Here is a 19,027-nt window from a genome sequence, read left to right on the forward strand (position 1 = left end):
CTTTTGAAAAAAATACTTTTAGCCGAAGATGATGCTGATTTTGCGAATGTTCTAAAACAATATTTAGAATTGCATCAATATGACGTTTTCTGGGCAGAAAACGGCGAAATAGCCTTAGAATATTTTAAAAACCAAACTTTTGATATTTGTGTTTTTGATGTTATGATGCCTAAACTCGACGGATTTTCTCTGGCAGAAAAAGTGGTCAAAATTAATCCCGAAGTTCCGTTTATTTTCCTGACAGCCAAAAAATTAAAAGAAGATAAAATCATCGGACTTAAATTAGGTGCCGACGATTATATCATAAAACCTTTTGAAGCCGAAGAACTGATTTTGCGCCTGCAAAATATCTTAAAAAGAATGGAGCAAAAAAGAAGTCTAAACGGAAATCACAGCATCGAAATAGGTTCTTATATTTTCGACAATGAACGCTTAACTCTTAATTCAAAAAATCATGTTCAACAGCTTACAGAAATGGAAGCTTCTCTTATTGAGTATTTGTATCTCAATCATAATCAGTTACTAAAGCGAGAACAAATTCTAATGTCTGTATGGAAAAAAGATGATTATTTCTCCGGTCGAAGTATGGATGTTTTTATCAGTAAACTTAGAAAATATTTTAATTCTGATCCTAGAATTAGTATTGAAACGGTACGAAGTATTGGTTTAGAATTTAAAATAGAAAAACCTTGACGAATCAAGGTTTTTTGATCTGTTTCTGAATTTATTTTCCAATAACCCAGCCTAAAGTAAAATTTGCTACAGGAACAAATTCAGTATCATATTTGTCAAAATTTACTCCTGGTCCAATATTAAACTCCAGATTAAACCTTCCTTTGTAAGTTCGTTGCAATCCCCAAAGGGCAGCAAGTGTAAAAGATGGAACCGCTTCTCTGTAATCTCTGTTTGTTGAAATAGATTCGAATGTATAAACTGCATTTCCTGCAAAATAATTTCCTGAATTTCGTTCTGTTTTTTTTCCTTTCGCAGCTCTTTTCTCCAAATTATAATAATGGCGAAATTGCTCATTGATATTAGGAAATATAGCAAAATTTGAACTATTGGAATTGACAGAAAATCCTAAACTTAAACTCGCCTCAGAATATAATGTGTTTTTTGTATCAAAACCATATTCGTAAACAAAGCCAGGCGATAACATATTAATCTTAAATTGATTTTTTTCAACAGAAACTGGATTATCATTTTGTGCATAAACGACACTTGCAAAAAGAATGGAGAATAATAAAAGAATTTGATTTTTTTTCATGTTTGGTTTTAAATTAGTTGCGCCAAAAATAACATTTAAAACAACATAAACTAGTTAAAAAAAATAAATATTTTCTCACAATAAATAACCCTGCTTTAATCTGCTACTCATTTGCATTTTGTTGTCTACTGTTAATGATATAAGTTTTAAAATCAATTGTATAACACGTTATAAAAACTACGTAATACATTTGTAATGAAACTTTTAAAAACCAATCATCATGAACCTAAAAAGATTTTTTGGAGGATTACTTACTATTCTTGGAATAGTAGGTTTAATCTACACTGCTGTGATATTTGCAGGAACATCCGGCGAAACACGGGATATTAAATCGTTAATTATTTATGGTATTCTTGGAATTGTATTTTTTACTTCCGGAATCAGCTTAGTTCGTGCTACAAAAGACGAATCATAAACATTTAAGACAATAAAGTATGAGCTATTTTTTCGTACAGAGGAGTTTTTACGCCATATTTTAAACCTTCATTTACTACAAATCTGGTAAGTGAAGTGGCTTCTATTTTATTACCCGCCAAATAATCCCTGTGCATAGATGAAGTCGCTTCTTTGGGCGATTTTTCTAGTTTAACGATTGTTTGTTCTACAATGTCGTCTGGTAATTGCAAACCTTTTGCTTTTGCTACCAGTTCGATTTCTTTTAGTAATTCTACATAAACCGCTTTAGAATCGGCATTTTTTATAATTTCTCCAATATTTTGGTTGAGATAAGAAGTTGCAGAAGCCAATGCCGAAATAAAGATAAATTTCTCCCAAACTGTTTCTTCGATATTGTCTACAAGATAACTTTCGATTTTAGCTTTTTGAAGAATACTTTGCAATTCATTTAGTTTTGAAACCTCAACTGCTTTTGAACCAAAAAACAATTTCTCATAAAAGCCCATTTTCCGAATAGTTCCCGGCAAAGTAATCATCGAAATAATATACACACAACCTTGTAGTACATCATTTTGAGGAAATATTTTTGTAATGCGTTCCTGAGCGTCAACACCATTATACAATGGTAAAATTATCGTTTGAGGAACAATACATTTTTGAAGAGAAAGTAAACTTTCTTCGATATCATAGGTTTTTGTAGCACAAATTAAATAATCCAAAACCCCTATTTCATCCGGATTATTAGACACTATTTTAGGATGAACTACGATTTCAGAATCATCAGTTACAATTTTTAATCCGCTTTCTGCAATCGCATTTTGTGTAGTGCCACGAGCAATAAAAATCACTTCGACTTCATCAGACTTATAATACGCTTTTGCCAAAAGTCCGCCAAAATAACCACCTACTCCACCAAGTCCTAAAATTCCAATTCTTTTCATAAATTTTAAATTAAAAAGTTCGCCAAAAATTAGCACAAATTAAAAGCAATATAATCCTATCGTTTGCCACTCACTATAAAGCAAAGCAAATTATTCTTCCAAAACAGGATCCAGATTCAACTCTGTAAAATCACGTTCGCTTTTCGAAATTATAATTGTTGCTACAGTATTTCCAATCAAATTGGTTATAGCACGGGCTTCACTCATAAATTTATCAACTCCCAGTAAAAAAGCCAAACCTTCGACCGGAATTTTATGTAATGCCGTTAAAGTCGAAGCCAAAACAATAAATCCGCTTCCGGTAACACCTGCTGCGCCTTTTGAAGTAACCATCAAAATCCCGATGACACTTAAAATTTCAAAAAAACTCAAATGCACATCATACAATTGCGCCAGAAATATAACCGACATGGACAAGTAAATCGAAGTCCCGTCCAGATTAAAAGAATAACCAGTCGGGATTACCAATCCCACAACTGATTTACTGCATCCCATTTGTTCCAGTTTTACCATAATACTTGGTAAAGCGGCTTCAGAAGATGAAGTTCCCAAAACCAGCAATAGTTCTTCTTTAATGTATTTCAGAATCGAAAGAATACTGATTTTGTAGTATCTCAAAATACTGCCTAAAACTAAAAAAACAAACAATGCCATTGTCAGATAAACACACAACATTAATTTACCAAGCGGAATAAGCGTTTGCAAACCAAATTTTCCAATGGTAAAAGCCATTCCTCCAAAAGCTCCGATTGGAGCAAGATACATGACGTATTTTAATCCCGAAAAAACGACTTTCGAAAAGCGTTCCAAGACTAAAATAGTCTGTTCTCTTTTTTTATAAAAATTCAATGCAATACCACAAATAATAGCTGCAAGTAAAACCTGTAAAGTAAAGTTCGAAAAGAAAAACTGCAGCCAGGAGAAATTTTCGGCAGCATGGTTTGTATATTGACTGGCATCTCCCAAAGTCAATCCTGATTTATCAATTTTTCCGGGTTTAAAAAAATATGCTATAGTAACTCCAATAGCCAGAGCAACCGTCGAAACCACTTCAAAATAGCCCAGTGCTTTAATACCAATTCGTCCTACTTTTTTCAGATTTCCCATTCCGGAAATTCCCAAAACAATCGTCAAAAAAATAATCGGTCCAATAAAAAGCTTGATAAGTGCAATAAATTTAGCCCCCAATATTTCCATTTTTATACCATTTTGGGGCGAGAAATGTCCGAGTAAAATCCCTGCAATAATAGCGATCAGGACCCAAAAAGTAAGATTGGTTACGATAGTATAAAAAACACCTTTTTTAGGTTTAGAGGTTGTTTTTGGAGTGGTTATATTCATGAAAATAGATTAGAGAGTTTCACAAATATATAAAAAATGCAGACCTGTAAGCCGGATTCTGTCTCTGATAAATCAGAGCCTTATCATTTATCTAGATTCCGAATTACTTCGGAACTCAAGCTACCTACCCTTCAACAACGGACGAGAAGCCCTTAAATGCTGATATACTTGGTATTTCACCGCATAGAGTTTACCTGGTTTCACTACAGCATTACCTGTACATACTTTCTGTTGCACTTGTCCTGAAGTTATTGCTAACCCCGACGGGTGTTACCCGCTATGCTTCTCTATGGTGTCCGGACTTTCCTCCCTCCCAATAAATTGAGACGACGATAAGGCGGTCTGCGGCGCAAAAGTAGCGATTTATCTACTAACTATAATAATTTAAAATTTTAGTTTTTTGACTTATTATGGTAACATTTTAATTTTAAAATAGTTATCTTTAAAATCCATAATTTTAAAATTCAATTATCATGATTAGAATGTATCACTACGCAACTGTTTCAAAAGCTTTAGATCAATTGAATGAAAAAGGATTTACGTTTGATTTTAACTTAAACTCAGACATGATTAAAAAGAATCCTGAAAAATTTGAAATTGTTCATGTGTATCGATACGAGGGTAATTCTGACCCGGGCGATGAGGCAGTTGTATACGGAATTAAATCAACATCTGGCAAAAAAGGAGTTTATGTAGCCGGTTTTTCTGCCGATTCTGATCAGGAAACGGCTAAGTTTTTATCTGATTTAAGTATTAAAGGAAGATAATTTTCAGGAGCCAATTCCTGCTATCCGCTGTATCTTTTCCTTGCTAAAGAAGCAAGAAAAAGGATGCCGCTTCTATCAGGGCTAAAGCAATAATTTTCAATAGAAAAATTGTTTTTTATGCCACGCAGATTTTACAGATTTGCAAAAAAAAATCTCATTTTATGTCACCCTGAGCGAAGTCGAAAAACTTGCCAATTGAAGCGTAGGCTTCGACTTCGCTCAGCCTGACAATTAAAGTTCACAAAAAAAGTCCATCATAAATGACAGACTTTTTTAAAACAGATCATAATGAAATTATGCTGTTGGTATCTTGATTTTCCAGCCTGGCTGAATCAGGTCAGGATTTTTAATAATATCTCTATTGGCTTCAAAAATCGATTCCCACGAAACACCATGTGCTTTACCAATTTTCGATAATGAATCACCACTCTGAATCGTATAATCTGTTGTTGCTCCTTCGGTAACAGCAATATTCATCACCACATCTGCAGATCTGAATTCAGGATCTATTTTTCCGTAAGCGTTCCAAAGCTTTTCTTTGTCATCAGCAGATTTGGCTGTACCATCTATATACAACACATTATCCTGTTCTCTTACCTGTAAATTAGCTATGCCTAAATTAGTAGCTAAATCAGTTAACTCTTTGTATTTATCTTGCAAACTCATAGCACACTTATTTAACGGTTAATTTATTTTCAACTTTTTTAGGCTTTAATTCCTGTACGCTTTTTATCAAATTAGGCAATTGGTCTTTTTTGATATTTCCCGTAAGGGTTACCACACCATCTTTTACAGTAGCAGTCACACCATTATATGTTTTCACCACTTCATTTACCGAAGTAGTCAAAACGCTATCCGCATTAATTTCAACGGGAGCAGTTGCAATCTCAGGTTCCGGAGCCGGAATCTCACAGTTATTCACCACTGTTTTAACTCCCTTAACACCTTTAACAATACTCTCTGCATTTTGTTTTAATGCTTCATCTTTACAAATTCCGGAAATAGTAGCAACACCTTTTACTACAGTCACTTCTACTCCTGGAAGAGCATTAATTTTTGCGTTAACTTCTTTTTGAATATCCGCGTCTTTAGGACCACAAGAGACTAACAAAAAGACAAAACTCATTGCTAATAAAATAGATTTAATCTTCATAATGATATTTTTTAGTTAATTAAAAACTTAAAGTTAACCAATTAAATATCAATATTTTACACAATTACGTTAATAAATTTATATTTTTCCCACTTCTGGAATTATTTTCTATTGGTGCTGCGTTACATCATTGTATTGCCACAGAACGTTTATAATTTTCCATTCTCCATTGGTTTTTACAATATGCATATAATCTATCCAGGCATCTGCTAATAATTTAACCGAAGCTGTTCTCGCTGAAACATCAAGCAGCTTAACCTCTTTTCTTGGATTTTTTGGAAATTTATCGCCTTTTATATTATAAGTCTCTGCAAGAATAACCATGTTCTCTGCAAAATATTCTGAGATGAAATCCTTTTGGGCAGTTTTATTTCTAAACACAGATCTTTTGACCAATCTGGGATGCAAAGCGCTTTCCATTAATTTAGGATTTGGATTATGCTGCGCCTCAATGTAAGCCAAAGCAACACGTTTAATATCAAGCGTATCCTGAGCAGTTTGCGCCTGAGACTGAAAAGAACAAAATACAATTGCGATCACTAATAGGTATTTTTTCATGGAAATTAGGGTTTTAAAATAAAAATTAACTCTTCTAACTGGGGTATTGACATTTTAACAACTGATTCGACCTGATCTTCTTTAGAAGAAAGAACCAGAACAGCTTCATTATCTTCCTCATAACCAACTGATTTAAAAGAATATTCCAGATCAGAAAATATCATTTCCTTTTTAGCATCTTTAAACCAGCCATAATTTGCTTCATAAATGACTTTATTTTCTAAAATATTTATGGTTTCTTCTCCATAAGTATTCCATAAAGCAACTCTGAGAAGATAAAATCCCAAAAGCGAGAATATTCCAACAGCAATAAAATATCCAATATTTAAACCGCTTCTGTTTGCTATACTTAAAATAACCCCGATTAAAGGAAAAATAAAAAAGGCAAAAGCAAAAAAGAATATTATAATTCTGATTATCAACGGCGATTTTTTAACTTTTAGATTTAAAGTGTTGTTTATAAAGTTGAATTGCTGCATCTCTTTAAATTAATTAAAATTGGCTTACTCTTTCTATTACCTTTAATTGCTCTTCTAAATTAACTGTTGAAATTTCCTTATTCCAATATGGCTTATTCTTTATAAATTTTAACCAATTATCAGAATGTCTTTCAAAATAATTTGTCGAATTTATTTTATCGAGATATAGAATCGCCTCCATCACAGCAGTTTGATCAAACCACAAATCAGGTTTCAAGAGATAATAATCCAGATATAAATTCAAATATTCAACACATTTTTCTGAATTAAAATAAGCTAAGACTTTACTATAAACGCTTCCTGCATAACAGACTTCACTCTTTAATAAATGAGTTCCTATGATATCTATAAATTGTACCTGATTTGTAATCGCTGAAAAAAAAGCTCCGGTTTGTCTTGTTCGCCAATTAAAATCACCCAGATTATTTTGAATAATATGCGTTGAAATTTCACCCTTAACAGAAACCAATTTATTTGTCCATTCATCACTAACATCATTAATATTCATATAAAACGGCACAACCCATTTATTAATAAAATCTTGCGATAATTCGAAATCATTTTTAAATGATTGTAGCTCTCCAAAAGGAGAATTATGTCGCACTGTTGCACCTGCAATGTGTAATTTTACTGCCGCTAATTCTTTTTCATCCATACTAAAAATATCTTTAATTCACTTTAGGAAAACGTCTTGTCAAAAAGTAAAACAGAATTATTTCGGATTAAAAATAGGATATTTTTTATCACAAAAAGAGCATTATCAATTTTATCATTAACAAATATTTAAATACAAAATAACTGAATTGAAAAAGTTTTTTGAAACAAAGCATTCTGTTACTTTCTCATATTCAAACCACTCAAAATCTTCTCCAAGATTTATGAATTTCAGATTTGTGATTTGGTAATTTTCAGCCTATATTTGCTATCGAATAAAAAGAATATGGAACAATTTGTAGTATCGGCCCGTAAGTATCGCCCACAGACGTTTAAGGATGTTGTGGGACAAAAAGCCATTACCAACACTTTACTAAATGCCATTGACAGCAATCACCTTGCTTCTGCCCTTTTATTCACCGGACCACGTGGAGTTGGAAAAACAACTTGTGCGCGTATTTTGGCGCGTAAAATAAATCAGCCCGGATATGATGATCCAAATGAGGATTTTGCTTTTAACGTTTTTGAGTTAGATGCGGCTTCTAACAACTCTGTTGATGACATTCGTAATCTGATTGATCAGGTTCGAATCCCGCCACAAACCGGACAATATAAAGTTTATATTATCGACGAGGTCCACATGTTGTCTTCGGCAGCTTTTAATGCTTTCCTTAAAACATTAGAAGAACCGCCAAAACATGCTATTTTTATTTTAGCAACTACAGAGAAACACAAGATTATTCCAACGATTTTATCCCGTTGTCAGATATTTGATTTCAAAAGGATTACCGTAAAAGATGCTAAAGAACATTTAGCAGAAGTTGCAACAAGTCAGGGAATCAATTTTGAAGACGATGCTTTGCACATTATCGCTCAAAAAGCTGATGGTGCCATGCGTGACGCTTTATCTATTTTTGACCGTGTGGTTTCGTATTGCGGAACTAACTTAACACGTCAGGCTGTAACCGAAAACCTAAACGTTTTAGATTACGAAACTTACATTAGCATTACTGATTTACTTTTAGAAAATAAAATCCCGGATCTTTTACTGGCATACAATGATATTCTGGCAAAAGGTTTTGACGGACATCATTTTATTGCCGGACTGGCTTCACATTTTAGAGATTTACTCGTAAGTAAAACTCCTGCTACTATTGCTTTACTCGAAGTGGGTGAACAAGCACAGCAAATGTATAATGTACAGGCTCAAAAATGTTCTCAGGACTTTCTATTAAAAGGTATTGATATTGCCAACGACTGTGATTTAAAGTACAAGCTAAGTCAGAACCAACGCCTTTTGGTTGAATTATGTTTAATGCAATTGGCCTCTATCAATTTTGATGGAGAAAAAAAAAAGCTGAGCAATTCATAATCCCCCCTGTTTATTATAAAAATGGCGGTTATTCTATAGTCGAAGTTAAAACTCCAAAAGTTGAAACTGCCGAAACTTCAACTGCAGGCACCCAGCCGGTAACTGAAATTAAAACGGTACAAAATACCGAAATTCCTTCAGAACCAAAGACTGAAACTCCGTTAGCTCCAAAAACTGAGGCTGGTAACGAACCTAAAGTTTCTGCTTTTTCTCTTGCCAGTATCCGCAGGAAAAAAGAACTGGAAGCGAGTACTAAATCTTACGTTAAGCCATCTTCTTCTGTTTTACCAACCGAGGAGTTTAACGAAACCGATATGCGTCTGCATTGGAACAAATATGCAGAACGTTTAGGTCAAAAAGGTCTTAGGATTATGGAATCGATATTACTGATTAATGATCCCGTATTAGACGGAACAAGAATTACTTATGAATTGCCCAATGAAGGTTCAAAATTAGATTTCGAAAGTCAAATTAACGGATTATTAGGGCATTTAAAGGGGCATTTACACAATCACGATATTACAATTGACGTAATTGTAAACGAAGAGGCACAAACGAAAAGAGCTTACAACGATCAGGATCGCTATAATCGCTTTTTAGAAATCAATCCAAACATTGAACTTTTACGTTCTACATTTGGATTAGATATAAATGATTAATTTTTTAGCGTGCGGAAACTAATTTCTTTTTTGTTTATTAATACTGCTGACTAATTTGCGTAAATTCATGAAATTCCCGGCAGACAATAAAACTATTTGTTTTGCAATCCGTAATGATAGACTTTTTCAAGCCATTTTTTTCTTTGTTCTTCGTTAGAACTTTTTATAACTCCAATATAACTGACTTTGACTGGTTTTACACCGCAAAATTCTAAAGTAGATCTCTTTAACTGATTAACACTTGGTCTTCCAAAAGATAATCTATAATACCAGCCTGGCTGATCTAAAGTTGTAATAATATGTGCTGTTTTTCCTTTTAGCAGTTTATCCCACCAAACGGAATTTTCGCGATACTGAAATGCCATTCCGGGTAAAAAAAGCCTGTCTATAAATCCTTTGGTAATGGCAGGTAAACCACCCCACCAAACCGGATGAATCCAAACTAAATGATCTGCTCTTTTTATCTTTTCCCAGGATTCAAGTAAATCAGGTTCTAATTCGGTTCGCTTTTGATAACCAAATTGCAGGTTTGGACTAAACTTTAAGTCCGCAATTGTTATAGTTTCTACCTGAGCTCCGGAAGCAATAGCACCTTTTAAATAAGATTCGGCCAGTCCAAAATTAAAACTTTCCGGATTTGGATGTCCGTTTATAATTAGTATCTTTTTCATATTTTATTCGCTTATTTTAAGATTGATCGTATTATAGCTCTTTAATGCATCAAAAATCTCTTGCGATGAATGCATTTGATGTCCAAAATAAATTCCATCCGACAAAGTTTCACTCAACATTTTTTCAATATGCAAAACCGTCGAAAATGCAGTTAACTCAGCCTGACCTTTAACACTTTGCAAACTAACCCGTTTTATTTTATCGCTTGTTTTAACCATAACCTCAAAAATGGTCTGATCACCGTTTCCACTAGAACCAAACAGCAACTGTCTTTCTCTTAAAAACATGATATTAAAAATCTTAAGCGATTGAAAAAGCCCCATTAAACTGGTTACAAATTTAGAATTATAGGTCATTTTAACTGAAACAGTTGGTATTTTCTCTATTTGATTCAAAATGAACAAATCCGGAACATCGAGATTATAAACCTGACGTTTTCCTATTCCGAATGAAAAATTAAATTTTTCAGAATCCAGAAAATGTTTGACTTTTTGTGGTTTGTTATTTTTATAGACAATAAATGGTTTACAGACATTTTCTGCTAAAAAATTAGCTGAACTTTTCCCTGCCAGATCTTTTATAGAATAATAAATGTAAATATTTGCTTCCTGGATTTTATTCTTGTCCGGCTCAGCAAAACTAACCAGACTTCCTACAATACCGCCCATCCAACCGGAGCCAAAAACAATTCTGCTATCTGTTTTTAGCATCTTTCGCTTCGCTAAATCATACGCAACAGTCAAATCAGGGGTTGGCTTTGTAATATCAATATAATCAAGTTTGTTTTTTATCGCAAACTGTAAAATCTCATTATTACTGTCTTTTGTACATAATACAATTAAGTCAATTTTATTGTGCGTGATACAGTCAAAAGTTTTCGGGTTGTCAACATCAATCATCAAATCGTTCTGTTTTTTCCCTAACTGACGGCTTCCCACAAAAAGATTATAATCTGGATTTCTTCCCTGAAGAATACGCAATATAACTTTACCCACTAACCCGGTTCCACCGATTACTAAAATATTTTTTCTCATCATTATATATTATTTTCAGCAAAAATAATGATGCAATATCCTTCGATTACCGGACAAATGTCCTATAAAATTGCTTTTCTGATTCGGCTTAAATGTCTTGGAGTTACCCCCAAATAAGAAGCAAGGTATTGTAGCGGAATTAACTGAAGGTATTTTTTATGATTTTTATAAAGCTCTTCATAACGTTGAGTTCCCGATAATTTTTGAAAAGAAATCATACGTTTTTGAAGTATAACATATTCCATTTCGGTTAATTTACGACCAATTTCCTGCCAATGTAAGCCTTGTTCGTAAAGCTTCTCCAAACTTTCACGGCTGATAACCTGTAATTCTGTTTCCGCCAGAGCCTGAATATTTTCTTCGGCTACATTTTGTGTTATAAAACTTGAAAACGAAGCCATCAATTCATTTTCAAAAGCGAAACAATTGGTGATTTCGTCTCCCTGATGATTGAAAAAATAAGATCTTAAAATACCGCTTTTTATAAAATAGATTTCGTTACAAACTTCGTTTTCTATCAATAAAAGCTCTCCTTTTTTAAGCTTTCGCATTGTAATGAGATCATCTAACTGATCTAATTCATTCTGAGGTATTACCTGAATGGACTGAAAAACGGATTTCATTTTAAACAAAATTATTCTTTTGAAGCAAAAACTCTTTCGATTCTTTTATCAGGGATAAGCCATAACATGGCTACAATAAAATATGCAGCACCTGAGATCCATTCGCTGTAAAATGAAAAAACTATTCCTATAATGTATAAAACTGAAGATGCATTTCCTTTAACATCTTTTCCTATTGCTTTGGCTATAATTGAATTTTTCCCTTCGCTGACAATGATAATTCTTTGCAGAATAAAGTAAGCTACAGAAGACAAAAGCAATACAACTCCGTACAATGTCATCGATGCTTTGGCAAAATTATGTTCTCCCATCCAGCCCGTTGCAACAGGAATCAGGGAAAGCCAAAACAGCAAATGCAGGTTTGCCCAAAGAATTTTTCCGTTGATTTTGGTTAAACTGTGAATTAAATAATGGTGATTGTTCCAGTAAATTCCAACATAAATAAAACTCAGGACATAACTCAGAAACTTCGGAATAAGCGGTTTTAGATCGGCAAATTCGTGTCCTTCCGGCACTTTAATTTCCAGAATCATAATGGTTATGATAATTGCCAAAACGCCATCACTAAAGGCTTCGAGTCTAGTTTTATTCATCTACTTGTTTATATAAAGTTCACCGCGAATTTCACTAATTTACACTATTTTTTTATTCTTAATGATAAGAATATAGCCCACAAAAATTAACGAAATTCGTGGCAAAAAAAATTAAATTTTACCGTAATACATTGCTTTTACGATTCCGTCAGAAAGTCCAATTTTAGGGACGTAAATCTGGCGTGCTCCACTCCATTTCATGGCATTCAGATAAATTCTTGTGGCATGAATAATTACGTCGGCACGATCTGAGTTTAATCCTAATTCGGCGATTCTTTGTTCGTACGTCAATGAGTTCAGGAAAGCATATTGCGAATTGATATAAATATACGATAACGGTTTTTCCTGTTGTTTTCCGGACATTTTAAACAATTTATTGATGTTTCCGCCAGAACCAATAAGGGTTACTTCTTCATAACCTGCCGTGTTTGTTCTGATCCATTTTTCGATTTCATCCCAAACTACATCATGAACCATATTGTTTAGCAAACGAACAGTTCCTGCTTTAAAAGATCTTGAATTGATCATTTTTCCGTCAGAGAACAAAGTAAATTCAGTACTTCCACCGCCCACATCTACAAAAAGATAGGTTTCATCTGTTTTTAACAGATGATGTAAATCTGTTGATGCTATAATTGCAGCTTCTTTTTTACCGTCTATGATTTCGATTTTTATATCGGCTTTTTTCTTAATTAATGCTACAACTTCTTTTGCATTATAAGCTTCACGCATTGCCGAAGTCGCAAAAGCCATATAACGCTCTACTTTATGTACTTTCATCAAAAGGTGAAATGCTTTCATTGCATCTACCATTCGATCTATGTTTTCTTCTGAAATTTCTCCAACAGTAAAGGCATCCTGCCCTAAACGAATTGGTACACGAACAAGTGAACTTTTATTAAATTGTGGTTCTTTACCATCCTGTTCTACAACATTCGATATCAGAAGCCTCATGGCGTTTGAGCCAATATCTATTGCTGCAAATTTTCTTATAGTAATCATGCTCACTTATGATTTGGAATTTTATTTTTTATGAATTTATTTTCTGTGGAATTTCTTCTACTGCCAAAACTTTATTTTGATAATATTTATAGGTTTCGAACTGGGCTCTAAACGGAGCATGATGGTTTCGTGGCTTATATTTGTTATCTAATTTATAGGAATGATATCTCACCTTAACATTCCCTTTCCAGGCTATATTGAAATTATCTATTAATTCTTTCTTTATCTCGAGATCGTAAATTGGACAGGTAACCTCAACTCTTCCGTCCAGGTTTCTGGTCATAAAATCGGCAGAAGAAATATAAACTTCGGTTAAACCGGCGTTTCCAAAAATATACACTCTGGAATGTTCCAGATAATTATCTACGATACTAATAGCTTCGATGTTTTCGCTCATTCCGGGAATTCCTGGTATTAACGAACAAATTCCTCTTACCTGAAGCTGAATTTTTACTCCTGCATTACTGGCTTCGTATAGTTTATCGATCATTTTAAAGTCAGACAAACTATTCATTTTTAACTTAATATGTGTTTTTCTACCAGCTAATGCATGCAGGATTTCACGATCTATTAATTTAATAAATTTAGTTCGGGTATAATGTGGTGATACAATCAAATGCTTGTATCTGTGTACTCTGTAATTGATATCAAAAAACTCGAATATTTTTGAGATGTCTTTTAAAATTCCCTGATGACAGGTAAAAAGGGTTACATCTGTATAAATTTTTGCTGTTGATTCATTAAAGTTTCCTGTTGAAATAAATCCGTAGCGGCGATTTTTTCCTTCTTCGGTTCTTTCAATCACACATATTTTACTGTGTACTTTTAATCCTTTAATTCCAAAGATAAGCTCGATTCCTTCTGTCTGCATTTGCTCGGCATACGAAATATTCGAAGCTTCATCAAAACGTGCCTGAAGCTCTATCTGAACGGTTACTTTTTTACCATTTTTAGCAGCATTAATCAATGAACTAATGATTTGAGAATTCTTAGCTAATCGGTATAATGTAATTTTTATACTGGTAACTTTGGGATCTAAGGCAGCTTCACGCAGAAACTTTGTCAAATAAGAGAATGACTGGTAAGGTGCATGAAGTAAATAATCTTTCCTGCTTATTTTTTCTAATATACTTCCGTCAAGACTTAAACCGGGAACTGGCAAAGGTTCATTTGGTTTATAAAGCAAATCATAACGTCCTAAATTTGGAAAATCCATATAATCGCGTCGATTATGATATCTTCCTCCCGGAATTATACTATCTGTTTCTACAATTTTCATTTTATCAAGGAAAAATTGTAGTGTATCTTCTTCGATTAAATTATCATAAATAAAACGTACCGGTTCTCCAATACGACGGTCTTTTACAGAAGAGGCGATTTTTTCGAGCATACTTTTACTCAAATCACTGTCGATATCTAACTGCGCATCTCGTGTAATTTTGATCATATGTGCCGAAACACTTTTATAATCGAAGATATTAAAGATGTTTTTCAGTTTTAGTCGAATAACATCATCAATTAAAATGACATATTGTTTCTCATCTTCAGAAGGGAGAACAACGAATCTATTAATGGTTTTAGGAATTTCGATCACTGCGTAACGAACTTCGTCGTTTGTATTCATCTCAAGACGAACAGCCAAATATCCCAACGTATCTTTAAGAATTGGAAATTCGGCTAAATCATTCAAAATAATAGTAACCAGTTCCGGACTTAATTTTTGCATAAAAAAGTCCTTCAAGAAGCATTCCTGTTTTGGAGTTACCTGATCTTCGTTTATGATAAAGATATTTTCTGCTTCGAGTTCGCTTTCGATATTACCCAAAATACGTAAACTTTCAGACTGCTGCTGAATTACGATTTCGGTAATATCTTTAATTAATTGGTGGGCAGAAACTCCACCCAGGTATTTTTCTCCGGAAATTCCGGAAAGACTTAATCTTCTAATTGCAGCATAACGAACTCTAAAAAATTCATCTAAGTTGTTCGAAAAAATTCCAACAAAACGCAACCTGTCTAAAAGCGGAACTGTATTGTCTGCAGCTTCCTGAAGTACTCTCGCATTAAACGCTAACCAACTTTTTTCTCTATCGATATATTTCTGTTCGTACACTTTATTTATTTTAAATCTTTGGGGAAAATTGTTTTATGGGTTTTGCCTTTATGAATAGAATCCCAACTTTCTGAATCAAACTGTAATGATACAAATCCTGAGGTCGGGACATTTTCGATAAAAACATCCCCAAATTTATTAACAAAATTTGTAATAGCCTCGTTATGTCCAAAAAGAATAACGCTTTCGAAACTATTATCACAAGATTTAATAACCTTTTCGAGTTGTTTATCATCAAAAGTATAAAGTTCATCCTTAAAAATAATACTATCTATAGGATATGAAATGTTTTGAGCAAAAATAAGAGCAGTTTCCTGTGCTCTCGCTGCTGTACTGCTCCAGATTATATAAGTTTTAGGGAGGAATTTCGAAATATTTGCAGATACATCATGAGCATCTAAAATTCCTTTTTTCATCAAAGGCCGGTCAAAATCTTTTAAAGGTGCTTCCCAACTAGATTTTGCATGACGTATTAAAATTAAATTTTTCATAAGCGAAAGGTTTAGAGATCTCTCAGGAGATTAAATATTTTTATTGAACTTCTAATTTACAAAAGAAATATTAAACCTTTCTCTTTTTTTATTTCTGTTAACATTAAATCGAAATTTTAACAAGAATAAAAAGTTTTAAAAGCTTTTAAAATTAAAAAAATCAAAATCTTGTTTTTTACGAAAAGTGTAATTCATCCATCAAAACAAACCGTTAATCGATATTGTGCATATTTATAAAAAATTAACTAAATATCTGATTATTAATCATTTAATGCATTTTTAAAATTAAGTTTTTGACCTAAAAAACAAAAAAATACTACTTTTTTTCAAGCTAAAAATGACAAAAAAAATTGCTTTTTAAACCATTATTTAACAAAAAAAATACATTTCAACGAGTTTTTAGGTTAGTTGTAGACAAAAAAAATCAAAACAAATCACTCTCTATAACTTTGATTCTGTTAAAATTTAAGAAATACCACTAACAAAAATCCTAAGTTATGAGAACTAAATCTACTCTTGAAAAAGCGGTGAAATTTGTTAACAATTGTAAGTTTATCTTTTCTTTCAAAAACAACATCTTTAAGAAAAATTTATTTGCCTTACTCTTTTTTTTAATTACCACAATTTCATTCGCACAATCCGGTTCGTGCAATGCTACATTGATTGTTGAAAATAATGGAAACGTTAGAAGTACTCCTCTTGACGGAACTTACTACTCGATGGTACTGACTAATAACAGCTCTTCTGCAGACACTTTTGTTTTAAGCAATAAGAATATTAATGCTTCCTGTGCTAATACTGACGGTAGTTCAACAGCAGGAAATGTGATAATCAATGCTGATTTTATAGATTCTGAAAGAAATGCTCTTAGCGAAATAACTTTAAGCGCCGGTCAGTCTGTCAACTTTTACATTCACATTACTGTACCTGCCGGTACTTCAATCCAAAAATGGTCTTGTAATCAGATTACTGCAACTTCAAAAAACTGTAGCAGCTATGCTGTTGATACTGTTTTACATACTTACATCATTAATCCGGTTAATGATTAAATAAAATAGATCAGGTATTCCCTTAAAATGATTTAAAATGGAAAAACTATTACTCTCTTTAAGCAATTTTTTACGAGATATAAAAAAAATATATTTTGTTGTATTATTTCTTCTGTCATCTTTAATTGGTTTCGCACAAACGATAACTACGAACAAAACGGTTACAGCAAATGCAACTAATTGTGGTATTGTAAACGTAAAAGTAGATATTACAGGTGCAAATCCAATTACCAGAAATTCAGATGTAATTCTGGCAATCGACATATCAGGTAGTATGGGTAACACTATTCCGGGAGATTTTAAAACTTCGATGGATTATGCCAAAGATGCTGCCTTAGCTTTTCTTAATCAGGCAAAAGCAAATCCTCAAAACCGAATTGCAATTGTAGCTTACAGTACAACTGCGAGTTTAAAAATAGGTCTTACTTATTTGAACGCTGCAGGTGTAGCTGCTATAACAACTCAGATTAATGCTCTGCAAGCTACTAATTCGACCAATATTTATGCAGGAATTGTGAGATCTGAAACTGAATTGGAAACCAATGGCCGATTTGATTGCAGTACTGCCAGAGCTATTATTTTATTGACAGATGGTGTAACAAACGTAACAGGTACAAGCGGAAATACAAATTGTAATGTTAGTAAAACATCTCAGTGCGTTACTGATGCTATCACTGCTGCAACAAATGCTAAAACGACTACAAAATCAAGTGTTGTGTATAACAATCAGGTTTTTTCTGTTGGTCTTTTTGGAGGTATCAGCGGAAATATAAATACCAACAACAGCGATCAGAATATTGCTAAATATACCTTAGACGGTATTCAGGGAAGTGCTGCTTATATTACACAAAGTGGTGCGAACCTGACTTCGATTTACAATCAGATTGCGACTCAGATTTCATGGGTAGCACAAAATTTAATTACAAAAGAAACAGTGATTCCCGGTTTTACGATAGGAGCAATTACAGCCACCAAAGGAACAGCTTCATTGTCCGGACAAGTGATCACATGGAATGCTGATTTTTTGAATTCAGAAACGATTACTTTAAATTATCAATTGACTCCAACAGGAACTGCCTGCGGAAATCAAATTGTGAGCACTTCTACTCTGAATTACCAAAACTCATCCTGTGCTGCCGATTCTAAAGCCATCAGTAGTCCGAGTTATTTTGTACCGTGTGCACCGGTTGTTACAGGAGTTCTAACCGCATGTGGATCTACTACTTTAACAGCTACCACAAATGCCGCTTCGCCAACTTATGTTTGGTATAAAGATAATGCTGTATTACCAGGTCAAACTTCTGCTACGCTTGTAGCGACAGCTAGTGGGGTTTATAAAGTGGCAGTAAAAAATGGGGTTACGAATTGTGAATTAACTTCGGCAGATTCAACTGTTTCAATTAGCCCGGCAGCAGCTCTTACTGCACCTGCAAATGCAAGTATTTCAGGATGTGGTACAGCAGCAATTACAGGACTTCCGTATAGTACAGCAAGTACTAATATAACCTTAGCACAATTAACAACAGCAGGCGGAACATTACCTAACAGTGGGGCAATTGGAACTTATACAATATCTTATTCTGATGTTGCTTCCGGTACTTGTCCAACAATTGTTACCCGAACTTTTAAAGTAGCAACAAGTTGTGGAAATATTACTGCTGTACAAACTATTACAATTAATGATACTACTGCTCCAACATGGACTACAACAGCAAATGCTTTAAACGTGACTTTGCAATGTAGCGATACAGCAGGATTAACAACTGCTCAAAATCAGGCGCCGGTGGCTACAGATAATTGTGGAGGAACGGTAACCTACACTAAAACTAGTGGAACTTTTACTGCAGGTTCTTGCGCTAACTC

General features: G+C 33.6%; 22 protein-coding genes and 1 other RNA gene. 7 read left to right on the forward strand and 16 right to left on the reverse strand.

Features of this window, described 5'->3' with window-relative positions; translation table 11 throughout:
• The first annotated feature begins 3 nt into the window (after positions 1-3).
• Positions 4-693 carry a response regulator transcription factor gene (locus A4F88_RS24330; protein WP_068845676.1) on the forward strand — a complete coding sequence of 230 codons (690 nt, stop codon included), beginning with the start codon at positions 4-6 and terminating at the stop codon, positions 691-693.
• A 31-nt stretch (positions 694-724) separates the two neighbouring features.
• On the opposite strand, the gene A4F88_RS24335 is transcribed toward A4F88_RS24330, so the two are convergent.
• Positions 725-1,267 (reverse strand): DUF3575 domain-containing protein, encoded by a 543-nt coding sequence (locus tag A4F88_RS24335; protein WP_068845679.1) that lies wholly within the window; start codon positions 1,265-1,267, stop codon positions 725-727.
• Positions 1,268-1,487: 220 nt separating this feature from the next.
• On the opposite strand from A4F88_RS24335, the gene A4F88_RS24340 reads away from it, so the two are divergent.
• Positions 1,488-1,682 (forward strand): hypothetical protein, encoded by a 195-nt coding sequence (locus A4F88_RS24340; RefSeq protein ID WP_068845681.1) that lies wholly within the window; start codon positions 1,488-1,490, stop codon positions 1,680-1,682.
• 4 nt (positions 1,683-1,686) lie between these two features.
• Here the strand turns inward: A4F88_RS24340 and A4F88_RS24345 are convergent, their stop codons facing one another.
• The 3 genes from A4F88_RS24345 to rnpB form a co-directional block, all read right to left on the reverse strand.
• The gene (locus A4F88_RS24345; protein WP_068845683.1) at positions 1,687-2,604 is read right to left on the reverse strand and encodes a ketopantoate reductase family protein; all 918 of its coding nucleotides are present in this window, start codon (positions 2,602-2,604) and stop codon (positions 1,687-1,689) included.
• Between the two features lie 90 nt (positions 2,605-2,694).
• Complete coding sequence (locus tag A4F88_RS24350; RefSeq protein WP_068845685.1) at positions 2,695-3,945, reverse strand: cation:dicarboxylate symporter family transporter; 1,251 nt, start codon at positions 3,943-3,945, stop codon at positions 2,695-2,697.
• Between the two features lie 31 nt (positions 3,946-3,976).
• Positions 3,977-4,294, reverse strand: an RNA gene (gene rnpB / locus A4F88_RS24355) — RNase P RNA component class A.
• Positions 4,295-4,418: 124 nt separating this feature from the next.
• On the opposite strand from rnpB, the gene A4F88_RS24360 reads away from it, so the two are divergent.
• Complete coding sequence (locus A4F88_RS24360; RefSeq protein ID WP_068845687.1) at positions 4,419-4,712, forward strand: SH3 domain-containing protein; 294 nt, start codon at positions 4,419-4,421, stop codon at positions 4,710-4,712.
• Positions 4,713-5,006: 294 nt separating this feature from the next.
• Here A4F88_RS24360 and A4F88_RS24365 read toward each other — a convergent pair whose 3' ends face one another.
• The 5 genes from A4F88_RS24365 to A4F88_RS24385 form a co-directional block, all read right to left on the reverse strand.
• Positions 5,007-5,378, reverse strand: coding sequence for a LysM peptidoglycan-binding domain-containing protein (locus A4F88_RS24365; RefSeq protein ID WP_068845689.1), 372 nt, complete (start codon positions 5,376-5,378; stop codon positions 5,007-5,009).
• 7 nt (positions 5,379-5,385) lie between these two features.
• Positions 5,386-5,865, reverse strand: coding sequence for a BON domain-containing protein (locus A4F88_RS24370; RefSeq protein ID WP_068845691.1), 480 nt, complete (start codon positions 5,863-5,865; stop codon positions 5,386-5,388).
• Between the two features lie 108 nt (positions 5,866-5,973).
• The gene (locus tag A4F88_RS24375; protein WP_068845693.1) at positions 5,974-6,423 is read right to left on the reverse strand and encodes a nuclear transport factor 2 family protein; all 450 of its coding nucleotides are present in this window, start codon (positions 6,421-6,423) and stop codon (positions 5,974-5,976) included.
• A gap of 5 nt (positions 6,424-6,428) precedes the next feature.
• Positions 6,429-6,902, reverse strand: a complete 474-nt coding sequence (locus tag A4F88_RS24380) for a hypothetical protein (protein WP_068845695.1) — start codon at positions 6,900-6,902, stop codon at positions 6,429-6,431.
• Positions 6,903-6,915: 13 nt separating this feature from the next.
• Entirely contained in the window at positions 6,916-7,557 is a 642-nt protein-coding gene (locus A4F88_RS24385) for a DUF6000 family protein (RefSeq protein WP_068845696.1), read from the reverse strand.
• A gap of 285 nt (positions 7,558-7,842) precedes the next feature.
• On the opposite strand from A4F88_RS24385, the gene dnaX reads away from it, so the two are divergent.
• Together dnaX and A4F88_RS24395 are read left to right on the forward strand one after the other, a co-directional pair.
• Positions 7,843-8,928: a DNA polymerase III subunit gamma/tau gene (gene dnaX / locus A4F88_RS24390; RefSeq protein ID WP_068845698.1), complete on the forward strand. Its 1,086-nt coding sequence runs from the start codon at positions 7,843-7,845 to the stop codon at positions 8,926-8,928.
• 314 nt (positions 8,929-9,242) lie between these two features.
• Positions 9,243-9,587 carry a DNA polymerase III gene (locus A4F88_RS24395; protein WP_245179218.1) on the forward strand — a complete coding sequence of 115 codons (345 nt, stop codon included), beginning with the start codon at positions 9,243-9,245 and terminating at the stop codon, positions 9,585-9,587.
• Between the two features lie 92 nt (positions 9,588-9,679).
• On the opposite strand, the gene A4F88_RS24400 is transcribed toward A4F88_RS24395, so the two are convergent.
• The 7 genes from A4F88_RS24400 to A4F88_RS24430 all read right to left on the reverse strand — a co-directional run bounded on the left by A4F88_RS24400 (position 9,680) and on the right by A4F88_RS24430 (position 16,115).
• On the reverse strand, positions 9,680-10,258 hold the full coding sequence (locus tag A4F88_RS24400; protein WP_068845702.1) for an NAD(P)H-dependent oxidoreductase: 579 nt from the start codon (positions 10,256-10,258) through the stop codon (positions 9,680-9,682).
• 3 nt (positions 10,259-10,261) lie between these two features.
• Entirely contained in the window at positions 10,262-11,296 is a 1,035-nt protein-coding gene (locus A4F88_RS24405; protein ID WP_245179219.1) for a saccharopine dehydrogenase family protein, read from the reverse strand.
• A 59-nt stretch (positions 11,297-11,355) separates the two neighbouring features.
• Positions 11,356-11,916, reverse strand: a complete 561-nt coding sequence (locus A4F88_RS24410; protein ID WP_068845706.1) for a Crp/Fnr family transcriptional regulator — start codon at positions 11,914-11,916, stop codon at positions 11,356-11,358.
• A gap of 11 nt (positions 11,917-11,927) precedes the next feature.
• Positions 11,928-12,509 (reverse strand): TMEM175 family protein, encoded by a 582-nt coding sequence (locus A4F88_RS24415; RefSeq protein WP_068845708.1) that lies wholly within the window; start codon positions 12,507-12,509, stop codon positions 11,928-11,930.
• Between the two features lie 111 nt (positions 12,510-12,620).
• Positions 12,621-13,511 carry a Ppx/GppA phosphatase family protein gene (locus tag A4F88_RS24420; protein WP_068845709.1) on the reverse strand — a complete coding sequence of 297 codons (891 nt, stop codon included), beginning with the start codon at positions 13,509-13,511 and terminating at the stop codon, positions 12,621-12,623.
• 28 nt (positions 13,512-13,539) lie between these two features.
• Positions 13,540-15,624, reverse strand: coding sequence for a polyphosphate kinase 1 (ppk1, locus tag A4F88_RS24425; protein WP_068845711.1), 2,085 nt, complete (start codon positions 15,622-15,624; stop codon positions 13,540-13,542).
• A 5-nt stretch (positions 15,625-15,629) separates the two neighbouring features.
• Positions 15,630-16,115, reverse strand: coding sequence for a SixA phosphatase family protein (locus A4F88_RS24430; RefSeq protein WP_068845713.1), 486 nt, complete (start codon positions 16,113-16,115; stop codon positions 15,630-15,632).
• Positions 16,116-16,612: 497 nt separating this feature from the next.
• Here A4F88_RS24430 and A4F88_RS24435 point away from each other — a divergent pair, with 497 nt between their 5' ends.
• Together A4F88_RS24435 and A4F88_RS24440 are read left to right on the forward strand one after the other, a co-directional pair.
• The gene (locus A4F88_RS24435; RefSeq protein WP_068845714.1) at positions 16,613-17,164 is read left to right on the forward strand and encodes a hypothetical protein; all 552 of its coding nucleotides are present in this window, start codon (positions 16,613-16,615) and stop codon (positions 17,162-17,164) included.
• 37 nt (positions 17,165-17,201) lie between these two features.
• On the forward strand, positions 17,202-19,027 hold a 1,826-nt coding region (locus A4F88_RS24440; protein ID WP_156062680.1), incomplete at its 3' end, for a VWA domain-containing protein.

Source organism: Flavobacterium chilense, assembly GCF_001602525.1.
In the GTDB taxonomy this organism is placed as follows: Bacteria; Bacteroidota; Bacteroidia; order Flavobacteriales; family Flavobacteriaceae; genus Flavobacterium; species Flavobacterium chilense.

Bases quoted from the DNA above. Each gene is read 5' to 3' on its own strand.
- A4F88_RS24335 (WP_068845679.1), bottom strand. From the start codon at position 1,267: ATGAAAAAAAATCAAATTCTTTTATTATTCTCCATTCTTTTTGCAAGT.
- A4F88_RS24340 (WP_068845681.1), top strand. From the start codon at position 1,488: ATGAACCTAAAAAGATTTTTTGGAGGATTACTTACTATTCTTGGAATA.
- A4F88_RS24345 (WP_068845683.1), bottom strand. From the start codon at position 2,604: ATGAAAAGAATTGGAATTTTAGGACTTGGTGGAGTAGGTGGTTATTTT.
- A4F88_RS24350 (WP_068845685.1), bottom strand. From the start codon at position 3,945: ATGAATATAACCACTCCAAAAACAACCTCTAAACCTAAAAAAGGTGTT.
- A4F88_RS24360 (WP_068845687.1), top strand. From the start codon at position 4,419: ATGATTAGAATGTATCACTACGCAACTGTTTCAAAAGCTTTAGATCAA.
- A4F88_RS24365 (WP_068845689.1), bottom strand. From the start codon at position 5,378: ATGAGTTTGCAAGATAAATACAAAGAGTTAACTGATTTAGCTACTAAT.
- A4F88_RS24370 (WP_068845691.1), bottom strand. From the start codon at position 5,865: ATGAAGATTAAATCTATTTTATTAGCAATGAGTTTTGTCTTTTTGTTA.
- A4F88_RS24375 (WP_068845693.1), bottom strand. From the start codon at position 6,423: ATGAAAAAATACCTATTAGTGATCGCAATTGTATTTTGTTCTTTTCAG.
- A4F88_RS24380 (WP_068845695.1), bottom strand. From the start codon at position 6,902: ATGCAGCAATTCAACTTTATAAACAACACTTTAAATCTAAAAGTTAAA.
- A4F88_RS24385 (WP_068845696.1), bottom strand. From the start codon at position 7,557: ATGGATGAAAAAGAATTAGCGGCAGTAAAATTACACATTGCAGGTGCA.
- dnaX (WP_068845698.1), top strand. From the start codon at position 7,843: ATGGAACAATTTGTAGTATCGGCCCGTAAGTATCGCCCACAGACGTTT.
- A4F88_RS24395 (WP_245179218.1), top strand. From the start codon at position 9,243: ATGCGTCTGCATTGGAACAAATATGCAGAACGTTTAGGTCAAAAAGGT.
- A4F88_RS24400 (WP_068845702.1), bottom strand. From the start codon at position 10,258: ATGAAAAAGATACTAATTATAAACGGACATCCAAATCCGGAAAGTTTT.
- A4F88_RS24405 (WP_245179219.1), bottom strand. From the start codon at position 11,296: ATGATGAGAAAAAATATTTTAGTAATCGGTGGAACCGGGTTAGTGGGT.
- A4F88_RS24410 (WP_068845706.1), bottom strand. From the start codon at position 11,916: ATGAAATCCGTTTTTCAGTCCATTCAGGTAATACCTCAGAATGAATTA.
- A4F88_RS24415 (WP_068845708.1), bottom strand. From the start codon at position 12,509: ATGAATAAAACTAGACTCGAAGCCTTTAGTGATGGCGTTTTGGCAATT.
- A4F88_RS24420 (WP_068845709.1), bottom strand. From the start codon at position 13,511: ATGATTACTATAAGAAAATTTGCAGCAATAGATATTGGCTCAAACGCC.
- A4F88_RS24430 (WP_068845713.1), bottom strand. From the start codon at position 16,115: ATGAAAAATTTAATTTTAATACGTCATGCAAAATCTAGTTGGGAAGCA.
- A4F88_RS24435 (WP_068845714.1), top strand. From the start codon at position 16,613: ATGAGAACTAAATCTACTCTTGAAAAAGCGGTGAAATTTGTTAACAAT.